The following is a 12,662-nucleotide window of genomic DNA, read 5'->3' on the forward strand; positions in this document are numbered from 1 at the left end:
CTCCTGGCGGGGGGTCGGATGCTGGGACGGGTGGCGGCCATTGTCGACGGACATGACGGAAGGCTGACCACTGACCGTAAGACTTTCGCACCCTGGCAAGCAATCTTGAGTGAGAACAATCACCGCAAAGCAGATGAAATCGCCACTAGTTGGTGACCCCTTTCACTCTCTTCTCAGTGGACCTTCACGGGCTGTTCAGCGGCCCTCACGGTCTTCCCCACCGGAACCTCTGGTGATCGTTCTTGGTCACCGTGCCGCCGTCCGCCCCTCGGAATGCAAGGGCGGCCCGGAATCGCTCTCACGTAGATTGCAGAGAGAAACAGAGGGGCCTGAGCAGGTCGGAACAGTGGGGTAGCGCGTGTCAGCGGCAAGGCAGGAAGTGGCGGACGCCCGCAGGGTCGTGGTCAAGGTCGGCTCGTCGTCCCTGACCACCGCGGAGGGCGGGCTCGACGCGGACCGCGTCGACGCCCTCGTCGACGTCCTGGCCAAGAGCAGGAGCGGAGGCGAGAGGGAGATCGTCCTCGTCTCCTCCGGCGCCATCGCCGCCGGACTCGCGCCGCTCGGACTGCGGCGCCGCCCCAAGGACCTCGCCCGGCAGCAGGCCGCCGCCAGCGTCGGCCAGGGCCTGCTGGTCGCCCGCTACACGGCGTCCTTCGCGCGTTACGGCGTACGCGTCGGCCAGGTGCTGCTGACCACCCACGACACCAGCCGCCGCTCCCACCACCGCAACGCGTCGCGCACCCTCGACAAGCTCCTCGCGATGGGCGCGCTGCCTGTCGTCAACGAGAACGACACGGTCGCCACCGACGAGATCCGCTTCGGCGACAACGACCGGCTCGCCGCCCTCGTGGCCCATCTCGTCCGCGCCGATCTGCTCGTGCTGCTCTCCGACATCGACGGCGTCTACGACGGCGACCCCAGCAAGCCCGGCACCTCGCGGATCGCGGAGATCCGGGGGCCCGAGGACCTGGAGGGCGTCGAGATCGGCAGCGCCGGCAAGGCCGGCGTCGGCACCGGAGGCATGGTCACCAAGGTCGAGGCCGCGGGCATCGCCACAGCGGCCGGCATCCCGGTCGTGCTGACCAGCGCGTTCGACGCCGGTGACGCCCTGGCCGGCCGTGACACCGGCACGTACTTCCATCCGACGGGACGCCGCTCCGCCGACCGGCTGCTGTGGCTGCAGCACGCCTCGGCTCCGCAGGGCTCGCTCACCCTCGACGACGGGGCGGTGCGCGCGGTCGTCGAGCGACGCAAGTCGCTGCTGCCCGCGGGCATCGCGGCGGTCGAGGGCGAGTTCGCCGCCGGCGACCCCGTCGAGCTGCGGGACGCCACCGGTCGCGCGGTCGCCCGGGGGCTCGTGAACTTCGACGCCAAGGAGATCCCCCAGCTGATCGGCCGCTCCACCCGCGAGCTGGCCAGGGAACTCGGACCCGCGTACGAACGCGAGGTCGTACACCGGGACGATCTGGTCGTACTCCACCCGTAATCGGGCGAAAGGCTCGCCCGCCGCGGTAGACGTTCCGTAAAAGCACTACACGACGGCGCTCGGCCTGCTCAACTTCTGTGCAGGAAGGTTCACACGACCACTGCCTGAAGGAGGCCGCCGTGAGACGAGTGCGCCCAGGGGCGGCGGCCCGCGGCGGGAGTGCCTCCCGTGCCTTGGGTCCGGTGGGCGAGGGGCGGGCGCTCACCAGCGTCGCGGCGGGCGAGACCTACGAGGAGGGGCAGACCGGCGAGGCACAGGCACCGGCACCCCGGCTCTGGCACGTCACGCTGAGCGTCTCGGGAGCGGAGGCCCCGCTGAAGGACGTCCGGCGCGCCCTCGAACAGCTCGCCTACGACCACCCCTTCCTGCTCACCAGCAGGTACGCCAATGACCACGCGGAGATCCGGTACTGGGAGGAGGCCCGCGATCTGCACGACGCGGCCGCCGTCGCGCTGCGGCTGTGGGGCGAACACCGACAGAGCGCCAAGCTCCCGCCCTGGGAGATCGTCGGCCTGGAGGTCATCGACCGGGACACGTACCACCAGCGCATCGCGGAGGGGTACGGCCCACTACCGGCCTCACCGGTGGGCGTACACCCGTTCTAGCGCGGTACGCCGGGTCGTCGGCGGGTGCGCTTTCGGCCGTCGGGCGGCTGCCGGCCGTACCGGCCGGTGCCCGGTGTCTCGGTTTGTGGGACATCGACTGGGATGGTCCACGTCGTCGCACTACCCTTCCCCCATGACCTCGCTCCTGCCGTACGACAACCTGTCCCCCGTCACCCGCGCCGCCTACCAGTCCAGGGCCGCCGCCGAGCAGCTCGCGCCGCTGCCGCGCGCCGCCAAGGACGACGCGCTGCTGGCCATCGCGGACGCGCTGGAAGTCCGTACGGCCGAGATCGTCGAGGCCAACGCCAAGGACATCGCCAAGGCCCGCGAGGCCGGCACCAGCGAGGCGATCATCGACCGGCTGACGCTCACCCCGGAGCGCGTGCGGGCCATCGCGTCCGACGTGCGCGACGTCGTCGCCCTGCCCGACCCGGTCGGCGAGGTCGTCCGCGGCTCGACCCTCCCCAACGGCATCGACCTGCGCCAGGTCCGCGTCCCGCTCGGCGTGGTCGGCATCATCTACGAGGCCCGGCCCAACGTCACCGTCGACGCCGCCGCCCTCTGCCTGAAGTCCGGCAACGCCGTCCTGCTGCGCGGCTCCTCCTCGGCCTACGAGTCGAACATCGCCCTGGTGCGCGTACTGCGCGACGCCGTGCACGGGGCCGGACTGCCCGCCGACGCGATCCAGCTCGTCCCGGGCGAGAGCCGCGAGTCCGTGCACGAGCTGATGCGCGCCCGCGGCCTCGTCGACGTGCTCATCCCGCGCGGCGGCGCCTCCCTGATCAAGACGGTCGTGACGGAGTCCACCGTCCCGGTGATCGAGACCGGCACCGGCAACTGCCACGTCTACGTGGACGCGCAGGCCGACCTCGACATGGCCCTCGACATCCTCATCAACTCAAAGGCGCAGCGGGTGAGCGTCTGCAACGCCGCCGAGACGCTCCTCGTCCACCAGGACATCGCGGACGCCTTCGTACCGCGCGCCCTGGACGCCCTGGCGGAGGCGGACGTGACCGTCCACGCCGATGCGCGGATCCTGGCGTACGCAGAACAGTCGAAGGCGACGGTCGTCGAGGCCACCGCCGAGGACTGGGAGACCGAGTACCTCTCGTACGACATCGCGGCCGCCGTCGTCGACTCGCTCGACAAGGCCGTGGAGCACATCCGGCTGTGGTCCTCCGGGCACACCGAGGCGATCGTCACCACATCGCAGCAGGCAGCCCGCCGGTTCACCCAGTTGGTGGACTCCACGACGGTGGCCGTCAACGCCTCGACGCGGTTCACCGACGGCGGCCAGTTCGGATTCGGCGCCGAGATCGGCATCTCCACGCAGAAGCTGCACGCCCGCGGCCCCATGGGGCTGCCCGAGCTGACCAGCACGAAGTACATCGTCACCGGCGACGGGCACACCCGCTGAGCGGTCTCACGACGGGGGCGTGCGCCCTGCGCAGGAATTCTCATACCGTCTGCCCAAAATGACCCCCCAGGTCTACTCTGGACCCGTGCCGGAGGACGTGGGGGGCACGCCGTTTCCCGACGGCTGGGAGCCCGACGACGACCACGACCGCGGGGGCGCGGACGAAGAGTTCGCCACCGTGGTCTTCGACGAGGACTTCATCCGCTCGGCGGCCTTCCATGAGCCCACCGCGGTGGAGCGGCTCGTGGCCGCCGCACAGGCGCGCGCCGAGGCATCGGACGCCGAGGCACGCCGGGCGGGCGCCAGGGGCCCGGGCGCCGACGACGATCTCTACGACGACGGCTTCGGCCCGGACGACGACCCCGGCTTCGGCCACGACCGGGACTTCGACGACGACCTGTACGACCCGGACCTCGTCGAGGAGCGATACGGGCGCACGGGAACCTATGTGGGCCACACCCGCTGGCATCGCCCCGTCGCCTGGATGCTGGCCCTCGTGATGGGCATCGGCATGGTCGCCCTGGCCTTCACCGCGGTCTACCGCGGCGCCTCGTCGGGCGGCAGCCAGGACGTACCCCCGCCGCCCGCCTCCACTGGACTGGAGCAGGGAGCGGACGATCCCGTTCCGACCAGCCCTTCGGCGTCCGCCGACTACTCGCAGCCGGCCGTCTCGGCCGTACCGCGAACACCCTGAGGCCCTCCACCGGGGCGGCGCCCCGAATGCGGACGGCCTCCGGCACTCCCGCCGACGCTTGTGCGGACCCGTCGGAATTCATGGTGAGAACCTGTCAGAACTTGGCGCGCAGCAGGGCGTTTACCTGGGAGCCAGTCGACCTACTCTGAAGGTATGGGCGGGCCTGGAGACCCACCTGAGGGGGTACCCGAGGGAGCTCCCGGCGGTGGCGAGGACGAGTACCGATCCGTCGTGTTCGACGAGTCGTTCGTTCGTGCTGCCCGCCTCCAGGAATCCTCCGCGCGGGAGCGGATGACCGACCACGCCCCGGCCGTGCGGCGCCGCCCGGCACTGCGGCGCGGCGGCCTGTCCCGGCAGGCCCTGATCCTCGTCCTGCTGATCGCTGTAGCCTTCGGCGCCGCGATCTACATGGGCGTACGCCACCCCTACCAGGCGCCGGCGACCGCCGAGCACCCCGAGCCGCTCCGCATGACGGTCATCCCGCTCGCCCCGGGCGACCCCGTGCCCGGAGCCGCCGACACCGAGACGCTGTTCGCGCACAGCAAGGCCGCCGACTTCCGGACCGGCGCCGACGGCATCACGCTGCCCGCGTCGCGGCGCACCGCTCACTTCTCCGACAGCCAGGTGGTGAGCGCGCTGACCACCGCGAAGGACTACCTCGTCGAGTCCTCGCTCGACCCGGAGGTGCTCTCCGGCGGGCCCGTACGGTCCGTGCGGATACTGCTCGACCCGCAGCAGCTCGACCAGTTCGACCAGAGCTTCGACCAGCCGGCAGCCGACGGGCGGCACGCGGCCACCGGCTGGCTGGTGCGCTTCGACCCGGCCAAGGCGCAGCTCGCCGACCCGCAGATCCGTGTGCAGGGCACCATGAACGCCGTCGAGACGGACTCCGGCACGCTCGAGGTGACCTCCGACCACACCTTCGTCTACGCCCTGCGTCCGGCCGGCGCCGACAGCGACGAGAAGGCCTCGCTGTTCACCGTCCGCCGCGAGCTGCAGTTCCGCTTCGACCGCGACGACCTGCGGATGCACCAGGCCGAGCTGGTCGTCTCGTACGTGCAGGCCGGACCGCTGTCCTGCTCCGTGGACTCCGCGAGCCGGCTGCAGCCGCTGCTCGCCGGCCAGACGGCGAAGGCGGGCGGCCCCGCGACCGGTACGGATCCGTTCGCGACCGACAGTGCGGCGTCGCTGTGCGGGACGCTGGCACCGGGCGCGCAGCCCTCGCTGTGACGCCGTCCGCGGTGTGAGGGAGCGGTCAGTCCCCGCGGTCGCCGCTGCTGCCCCGGCCTCCGGCCCCGCGGTCGTCGCTGCCCCGGCCCCCGGCCCCGCGGAATGTGTCCCGCAGCTTCCCGCCGAGGTCGCCCGCGCCGCCCGCGATGTCCGTGACCAGCTTCATCAGCGGGTCCTTGGACTGGCGTACCTCGTCGGCGTAGCCCGCCGCCGACTCGCGGAACGACTCCGAGACCGAGGCGTCCTTGTCCTCGCCGCGCCGCGGGTAGTGGCCGTCCATGATGCGCTGGTAGTCGCGGGTCCCGGACCACTTCTTCAGCTCGGCCGCGCGCACCGTGGTGAAGGGGTGCGTGCGCGGCAGCACGTTGAGGATCTTCAGGACGGAGTCGCGCAGGTCGCCGCCCGCCTCGTACTCATCGGCCTGCGCCAGGAACGCGTCCACGTTCATCTCGTGCAGGTGGTTGCCGCCCGCGATCTTCATCAGGCCGCGCATCGAGGCCTGCAGGTCCTGGCCCACCAGGAGCCCCGCGCGGTCGGCGGACAGCTCCGACTTGCGGAACCACTCGCGCAGCGCCGTCACGATCGCCATGATCGCGAGGTTGCCGAGCGGGATCCAGGCCACCCGGACCGCCAGGCTGGTCAGGAACAGCAGGATCGTGCGGTACACGGAGTGGCCGGAGAGGGCATGGCCCACCTCGTGGCCGACGACCGCGCGCATCTCCTCCTCGTCGAGCAGCTCGACGAGACCGGTCGTGACCACGATGATCGGCTCGTCCAGGCCGATGCACATCGCGTTCGGCTGCGGGTCCTGCTGGACGTACATCGGCGGGACCTTCTCCAGGTCCAGGATGTAGCAGGCGTCCCGCAGCATGTCGTTGAGGTGCGCGAACTGGGCGTCCGACACCCGCACCGAGTCGGACAGGAACAGCAGCCTGAGGCTGCGCTCGGGCAGCAGTCCGCTGAGCGCCTTGAAGACGGTGTCGAATCCGCTGAGCCTGCGCAGGGCCACCAGCGCCGAGCGGTCCGCTGGATGCTCGTACGCGCGGGACGAGATCTCCGGGAAGCGCCTGCGCTGCCTGCCGGGCACGTTGTCGTGGCTGTCGTCGGTCATGCCGTCCCCCATGTCCTCGATGTCTGTCCGCCGACCGTCCGCCGCGGCGTACGGCTGCCCCCGAGATGGTGTCCACAGTAGGCGGAGTTACCGTGGCTGGGCAGCAGACCGAAGGAGTCGCCCGTCATGGAGCACATCCCCGCAGCCGCCTGGCTCACCGAGGCTGCGAACGCGGCCGCACAGCAGGAACAGCAGGGCGCAGGCAATCTGCTGCGCACCGTGCTGGTCGTCTCGATCGTGGGCTCCGTGCTGCTCGCCTGGTTCCTGCTGCGGGGGTACCGCAGGGACGGCGGAGGCGGCGACGGCGGGAGCGGCGACAACGACTGATCGACGGCGCTCGGCGAGGTGGTCGGATTGCCGTCCCAGGGCCCATGGGGCACACGGGCCGCGCGCCCTGCCCCCGGCAACACCTGAGTCGGCGTGATCGCCGACGAGACCGGCGCTTACGATGGGCGCGAAGTCATTTCCCGATCCCACCTCCGGATAGGTCCTGCTGACGATGAGCCTCTACAGCACCGCAGCCCAGCTGGCCCCCCTCGCTGCCGAGGGCGAGCACGCCGGCAACCACGAAAGCCTCAGCCCGTACCTCACCGGCGGCGGTGCGCTCTTCGTCCTGCTCCTGCTGCTGTGGATCACCACGCGCTTCAACCGGGACCGCTGATCCCCGGGCCCCGGGCCGTGGCCCTCGCGGCCGGAGCCGGCCGGCCGGGCCGGTAGGGTCTGCACGCATGGGAGAGCAGGACATGCCTACCGGTACCGGCCCGGTGAGTACGGCCAAGCGCCGCCTCGGCGTCATGGGTGGAACGTTTGACCCGATCCACCACGGGCACCTGGTGGCCGCCAGCGAGGTCGCCGCCCAGTTCCACCTCGACGAGGTGGTGTTCGTACCGACCGGGCAGCCCTGGCAGAAGACCGACCGCAAGGTCTCCCCGGCCGAGGACCGCTACCTGATGACGGTCATCGCGACCGCCGAGAACCCGCAGTTCTCCGTGAGCCGCATCGACATCGACCGCGGCGGGCCGACGTACACGGCCGACACCCTGCGTGAGCTGCGTGCGCTCAACCCCGACACGGATCTGTTCTTCATCACCGGCGCCGACGCGCTCGGCCAGATCCTGACCTGGCGGGACACGGAGGAACTCTTCTCCCTCGCGCACTTCATCGGCGTCACACGCCCCGGCCATCCGCTGGCCGACCCGGGCCTGCCGGACGGCGGTGTCTCCCTGGTGGAGGTGCCGGCGCTGGCCATCTCGTCCACAGACTGCCGTGCGAGAGTCGCCAAGGGCGACCCGGTCTGGTACCTGGTGCCGGACGGTGTCGTGCGCTACATCGACAAGCGCAAGCTGTACCGCGGCGAGTGAGCCGAGAGGGGCACCGGTGAACGACCGATACGACGGGTACGCGGCGGGCGGGGGCCAGGGCGACCAGTACGAGCTCGTGGGCTACGACGAGTTCGGGCAGCCGGTCTACCGGCAGGTGCCGGGGCAGCCACCGCAGGTCCCCCCGCAGGGCTACGGATCGTACGGTTCAGGGCAGCCGCAGGGCTACGGCTACGACCCCTACGTCACGGATCAGCAGCCGCCCGTCCCGCCGTACGACTCGGCCTCGACCGGTCAGCAGCCGCCCGTCCCGCCCTACGACATGACGTCGCCCGGTCAGCAGCCGCCCGGGTCCCCGTACGGCTCCTATGATCCGTACGGCGCCGCCGGTCCCGGGACCGCCGGCCCCGCTCCTGCCCCCTACGACCCCTACGGGGAGGCCGCCGCCACGGGCCCGCAGCCGCGCGTGACGCGGGGCGCCGCGCGCACCGCCGAGCAGACCGCCTACATCCCGCAGCAGGGCCGTCCGACGCCGGAGTCCGTGCCGCGTGAGGACCGCGAAGACCGCGACTACCGCACCGAGCAGTTCTCCTTCGTGGAGGAGCCGGACGAGGACTCCGAAGACGTCATCGACTGGCTGAAGTTCACCGAGAGCCGCACCGAGCGGCGCGAGGAGGCCCGGCGCCGCGGGCGCAACCGCATGGTCGCCCTGGTCGTGGTCCTCGCGCTGGTCGCCGTGGGGGGCGTGGGCTACCTCTGGTACGCGGGCAAGTTGCCCGGTATGTCCGCCGAGCCCCAGGGCGGCGGCACGGCCGCGGCGGGTGCCCAGAACCGCGACGTGATCGTCGTCCACCTCCACAACACCAAGAAGGGCGGCACCTCCACGGCGCTGCTCGTCGACAACACCACGACCAAGCAGGGCACCACCGTCCTGCTGCCGAACTCGCTCGCCCTGACGGACGACGACGGCACCACCACCACGCTGGCGAAGTCGGTCGACGACGACGGCTCGGACGGCACGCGCGAGTCCCTCGACACCCTGCTCGGCACGGAGATCCAGGGCACCTGGCGGCTCGACACCCCCTACCTCAACAACCTCGTCGAGCTTGTCGGCAACATCGACATCGATACCAACGCCGACGTGCCGGACCCGGACGCGAAGGGGAAGAAGGGCGCATCGCCCCTCGTGAAGAAGGGCGAGGACCAGACGCTGAGCGGCCCGATGGCCGTCGCCTACGCCACCTACCGGGCGTCCGGCGAGTCCGAGAACGCGCAGCTGGAGCGGTTCGGGCAGGTCATGCTGGGCGTGCTGCGCAAGATGTCGTCCGATCCCCAGGCCGCCACGACCACCGTGCAGTCGCTCGCCCAGATCCTCGACCCGTCGCTGAACGACAAGGACCTCGGCGCCTTCCTCGCCAAGCTCTCCGACCTCGCCAAGGGGGGCGACTACAAGACCCGGCTGCTGCCCGTCCAGCGGGACGGCACGCTGAGCGAGCAGGCCACCGACAGCGTGGTCAAGGACGTGCTCGGCGGCACTGTGAAGAGCCCCGAGAAGGGCGACGCCGTCCGTGTCGGCGTCAAGAACGCCACCGGCAACAAGGCCGCGAAGGAACAGGCCCGGGTCGTCCTGCTCAACGGCGGCTACACGTTCGTCGACAGCAGCGGTACGGGCACCGCTGTCCAGGCCTTGTCGCAGGTCGTCTATGCAGACGCGGCCGACAAGGACAACGCCGTCGAGGTCGCCAAGACGCTGGGCCTGCCGACGAGCGCTGTGAAGAAGGGCAAGACCGCCTCGAACGCCGATGTGTCGGTGGTGCTGGGCCAGAACTACAAGGTCCAGTCGTCGACCGGGACCGGCTCATCGAGCGGGACCGGCACGACCAGCGGCACAGGCTGACGAGCAGGGCCGGCCGGCCCTGCTCGCAGGAGCTACCGGTGGCTCCTGCTGATGATCCGGTCATCGTTTGGGGCGGTGTCGGCGGTCCGTGAGACCCTTGAGGTGCTGCCCTGTGCGAGGCGGCGGCCGGTTTCCTGACGGGCCGCGCCCCCGCCCGGTACCGCAGCCCCAGCACCGAACCCACGACCGCCGACGGAAAGCCTTGTAGTGACCGCTACGGACCGCTCCCTGGAGCTCATCACCACCGCCGCCCAGGCGGCTGCCGACAAGCTCGCGCACGACGTCATCGCGTACGACGTCAGCGACGTGCTGTCGATCACGGATGCCTTCCTGCTGGCCTCCGCCCCCAGCGACCGCCAGGTCAAGTCGATCGTCGACGAGATCGAGGAGCGGCTGAACAAGGAGCTCGGCGCCAAGCCGGTGCGCCGCGAGGGCGACCGTGACGCACGCTGGATCCTGCTCGACTACGTCGACATCGTGGTGCACGTCCAGCACAGCGAGGAGCGCGTCTTCTACGCCCTCGAGCGGCTCTGGAAGGACTGCCCCGAGATCGCCCTGCCCGCGGATGCGCAGGCCACCCGCGGCAAGGCCGAGGCGCATGCCCAGCAGCTGGCCGCGGAGGAGGCCGCCGAGCTGCGCCAGCTGGGCGGTGAGCTGCGTTGAGCAACGCCTCCGAGGGCGTCGGCGCGCCCGCTTCCGAGGGAGCCGGCGCGCCGGGCGCCGCAGGCACGGACGCATGGGCGCGGACGGAGGGTGACGGGGCAGGGCACGGCACCGTACGCAGTCCCGAACCTGAGCCGTCGCAGAAGGCCGGCCGCGGCCGCCGGGTCATCCTCTGGCGGCACGGCCAGACCTCCTGGAACCTGGAGCGCCGCTTCCAGGGCACCACGGACGTCGCCCTGACCGAGGTGGGCCTCGGCCAGGCCCGCCGCGCCGCACGCCTGCTGGCCTCGCTGAAGCCGGACGCCATCGTTGCCTCCGACCTCAGCAGGGCGGTCGACACGGCCCGCGAGCTGGCCGTGATCACCGGACTCGAGGTGACACAGGACGAGGACCTGCGGGAGACCTACGCGGGCGCCTGGCAGGGCCTGACCCACGACGAGATCATCGCGCGGTACGGCGAGCAGTACGCCGCATGGAAGCGCGGTGAGCCGGTGCGCCGCGGCGGCGGCGAACTGGAGACGGAGGTCGCCGACCGCGCCGCCCCCGTCGTGCTGCGCCACGCCGAGAAGCTCCCGCAGGACGGCACGCTGGTGGTGGTCAGCCACGGCGGCACCATCCGCACGACCATCGGGCGGCTGCTCGGCCTCGAGGCCCACCACTGGGAGGGGCTCGGCGGCCTCTCCAACTGCTGCTGGTCCGTGCTGGGCGAGGGCGCGCGCGGCTGGCGGCTGCTCGAGCACAACGCGGGCACGCTGCCGGAACCGGTACTGGGCGACGACGACTGATCCCTGTCGTCGATCTCGGCGTTCCTGTCGTCACTGTCGTCGATCTTGACGGCCGGCTCCGGTCGGCCGCTCGGATCCCGTCTGCCGGTCTCGCGTCCGGTCCCGGTGCCCGTCCGGGACCGGATTTCACTTTCCGGCAGGTCGCAGGCTAAAGTTCTTCTTGTTCGCCCCGCCGAGCGGGACGCGAGACATCATGCGGCTCCGCCGCGTGGCAAGGGGCTATAGCTCAGTTGGTAGAGCGCCTGCATGGCATGCAGGAGGTCAGGAGTTCAATTCTCCTTAGCTCCACGGATCGACACTCTGTTGAGTTGTCCAAGATCGTTGATCAGGAATCCCGTCCCGTCAGGGGCGGGATTTTCTGTATCCAGCCAGGAACCGGCTTGAGTCACTCGGGGCCTCAGGCGCGTATACCTCCGCGAAGGCGCTTCTGGCGTGCACGTACGCGCTGGCCGGAACCGCCGCGTGGGTGGCCGTGTCCGGACTGGTACTGAGGCGTCGCTGACCGTATTGCTCCAGCCGTGGCAGAATCGGACGGCCGGAAGGGAGCTGCGACCTTCGCCGAGCGTGGCCCGACGGGAGGGAGAGCGCGATGCCTGCGAGCGTCCTCGAGGAGGACTGCCTCCTCGACGTGGCGGACATGGAGGACAAAGCCACACTCCTCGGGGCGGAAACCACCTCTCTGGCGAACGAAGGCGCCCCCGCCGGCCGTGACGGCGCTCCCCTCACGTCTCGCGCGACCCGCCTCAACTGCCCGTCCTGCGGCTCCGTCCACGTCGCCCAGGTCCTCGGCGACAACGGCGGAGTCTCCTTCGTGTGCACGGCCTGCGGCCACAGCTGGAGCTGATCGATGGGTGCACACAGGCGAAAGTGCGACTGGTGCGGCAGCGGTACGCCGATCGTCCGCGACATGGAGCCGGTCAACCCGGACTACCAGTACTGGTGCGAGGAATGCGCGCGGGCGCTGATCATAAAAGGCGACCCGATCGAGACCTACCGCGAACTCGAGGGCGAGCCCATTTATGGGCGGCTCCTCGACGAGCACTGCACCCTCAAGCGGTTCTACTCGTTCGCCACCGCGTGACCTTCAGTGCCGTGAGGGCCAGAAAGGCGCAGGCGGCCGCCGCGTAGAGCGCGGACAGTGCCAACTGCCCGCCGTTCTGGTGCAGTTCAGGCCTCCCACTCCCGTGCGGCACCCACCACAGGGCGTACGAACAGAAGACCAGGCCCAGGACGGCCGCCGCCGCCCGGCATGCCCGGCCGCCGCGCCCCCGGCCCGCCGCCTCGCTGCCGAGGAGCACCAGCATCGGCACGCACCACACCCAGTGGTGCGACCACGAGATGGGACTGATCAGCAACCCCGTGGCCGCGCAGGCCGCCGCGGCCCAGGCGCGTTCGCCGCGCAGCGCCGCGGCCACGGCGACCGCCAGACCCGCCGTTGCGGCGACCGCGGCGGCC

General features: G+C 71.0%; 14 protein-coding genes, 1 tRNA gene and 1 pseudogene. 14 read left to right on the top strand and 2 right to left on the bottom strand.

Annotation, left to right across the window (positions count from 1 at the left end; genetic code table 11):
• The first annotated feature begins 358 nt into the window (after window positions 1–358).
• The 5 genes from proB to STSP_RS04020 all read left to right on the top strand — a co-directional run bounded on the left by proB (window position 359) and on the right by STSP_RS04020 (window position 5,432).
• The gene (gene proB / locus STSP_RS04000) at window positions 359–1,486 is read left to right on the top strand and encodes a glutamate 5-kinase (RefSeq protein ID WP_198547254.1); all 1,128 of its coding nucleotides are present in this window, start codon (window positions 359–361) and stop codon (window positions 1,484–1,486) included.
• 128 nt (window positions 1,487–1,614) lie between these two features.
• Window positions 1,615–2,091, top strand: a complete 477-nt coding sequence (locus STSP_RS04005; RefSeq protein WP_067272079.1) for a hypothetical protein — start codon at window positions 1,615–1,617, stop codon at window positions 2,089–2,091.
• Between the two features lie 133 nt (window positions 2,092–2,224).
• The gene (locus STSP_RS04010; protein WP_067272080.1) at window positions 2,225–3,508 is read left to right on the top strand and encodes a glutamate-5-semialdehyde dehydrogenase; all 1,284 of its coding nucleotides are present in this window, start codon (window positions 2,225–2,227) and stop codon (window positions 3,506–3,508) included.
• An 85-nt stretch (window positions 3,509–3,593) separates the two neighbouring features.
• A complete protein-coding gene (locus STSP_RS04015; RefSeq protein WP_067272117.1) occupies window positions 3,594–4,202 on the top strand; it encodes an SCO2584 family spore wall biosynthesis protein in 609 nt (202 codons plus the stop codon).
• 153 nt (window positions 4,203–4,355) lie between these two features.
• Window positions 4,356–5,432, top strand: coding sequence for an SCO2583 family membrane protein (locus STSP_RS04020; protein WP_067272083.1), 1,077 nt, complete (start codon window positions 4,356–4,358; stop codon window positions 5,430–5,432).
• 25 nt (window positions 5,433–5,457) lie between these two features.
• Here the strand turns inward: STSP_RS04020 and STSP_RS04025 are convergent, their stop codons facing one another.
• Entirely contained in the window at window positions 5,458–6,543 is a 1,086-nt protein-coding gene (locus STSP_RS04025) for a M48 family metallopeptidase (RefSeq protein ID WP_067272120.1), read from the bottom strand.
• Between the two features lie 126 nt (window positions 6,544–6,669).
• Here STSP_RS04025 and STSP_RS04030 point away from each other — a divergent pair, with 126 nt between their 5' ends.
• The 9 genes from STSP_RS04030 (at window position 6,670) to STSP_RS04065 (ending at window position 12,288) form a co-directional block, all read left to right on the top strand.
• The gene (locus STSP_RS04030) at window positions 6,670–6,870 is read left to right on the top strand and encodes a hypothetical protein (RefSeq protein ID WP_067272085.1); all 201 of its coding nucleotides are present in this window, start codon (window positions 6,670–6,672) and stop codon (window positions 6,868–6,870) included.
• Between the two features lie 172 nt (window positions 6,871–7,042).
• Complete coding sequence (locus tag STSP_RS39495) at window positions 7,043–7,204, top strand: hypothetical protein (protein WP_198547255.1); 162 nt, start codon at window positions 7,043–7,045, stop codon at window positions 7,202–7,204.
• Window positions 7,205–7,271: 67 nt separating this feature from the next.
• A complete protein-coding gene (gene nadD / locus STSP_RS04035) occupies window positions 7,272–7,904 on the top strand; it encodes a nicotinate-nucleotide adenylyltransferase (protein ID WP_067272087.1) in 633 nt (210 codons plus the stop codon).
• A 16-nt stretch (window positions 7,905–7,920) separates the two neighbouring features.
• Window positions 7,921–9,759, top strand: a complete 1,839-nt coding sequence (locus STSP_RS04040; RefSeq protein ID WP_067272090.1) for a LytR C-terminal domain-containing protein — start codon at window positions 7,921–7,923, stop codon at window positions 9,757–9,759.
• A gap of 207 nt (window positions 9,760–9,966) precedes the next feature.
• Window positions 9,967–10,422 (top strand): ribosome silencing factor, encoded by a 456-nt coding sequence (rsfS, locus tag STSP_RS04045; protein WP_067272093.1) that lies wholly within the window; start codon window positions 9,967–9,969, stop codon window positions 10,420–10,422.
• Between the two features lie 167 nt (window positions 10,423–10,589).
• The gene (locus tag STSP_RS04050) at window positions 10,590–11,207 is read left to right on the top strand and encodes a histidine phosphatase family protein (RefSeq protein ID WP_067272121.1); all 618 of its coding nucleotides are present in this window, start codon (window positions 10,590–10,592) and stop codon (window positions 11,205–11,207) included.
• A gap of 215 nt (window positions 11,208–11,422) precedes the next feature.
• Window positions 11,423–11,495, top strand: a tRNA-Ala gene (locus tag STSP_RS04055).
• A 301-nt stretch (window positions 11,496–11,796) separates the two neighbouring features.
• Window positions 11,797–12,051, top strand: coding sequence for a hypothetical protein (locus STSP_RS04060; RefSeq protein ID WP_067272096.1), 255 nt, complete (start codon window positions 11,797–11,799; stop codon window positions 12,049–12,051).
• A gap of 3 nt (window positions 12,052–12,054) precedes the next feature.
• Window positions 12,055–12,288: a hypothetical protein gene (locus tag STSP_RS04065; RefSeq protein ID WP_016643127.1), complete on the top strand. Its 234-nt coding sequence runs from the start codon at window positions 12,055–12,057 to the stop codon at window positions 12,286–12,288.
• On the opposite strand, the pseudogene STSP_RS04070 reads toward STSP_RS04065, so the two are convergent.
• Window positions 12,257–12,662: pseudogene (locus STSP_RS04070) on the bottom strand (glycosyltransferase 87 family protein); the annotation flags it as partial. The gene STSP_RS04065 and the pseudogene STSP_RS04070 overlap by 32 nt on opposite strands.

Source organism: Streptomyces jeddahensis (assembly GCF_001642995.1).
Classification (GTDB): Bacteria; Actinomycetota; Actinomycetes; order Streptomycetales; family Streptomycetaceae; genus Streptomyces; species Streptomyces jeddahensis.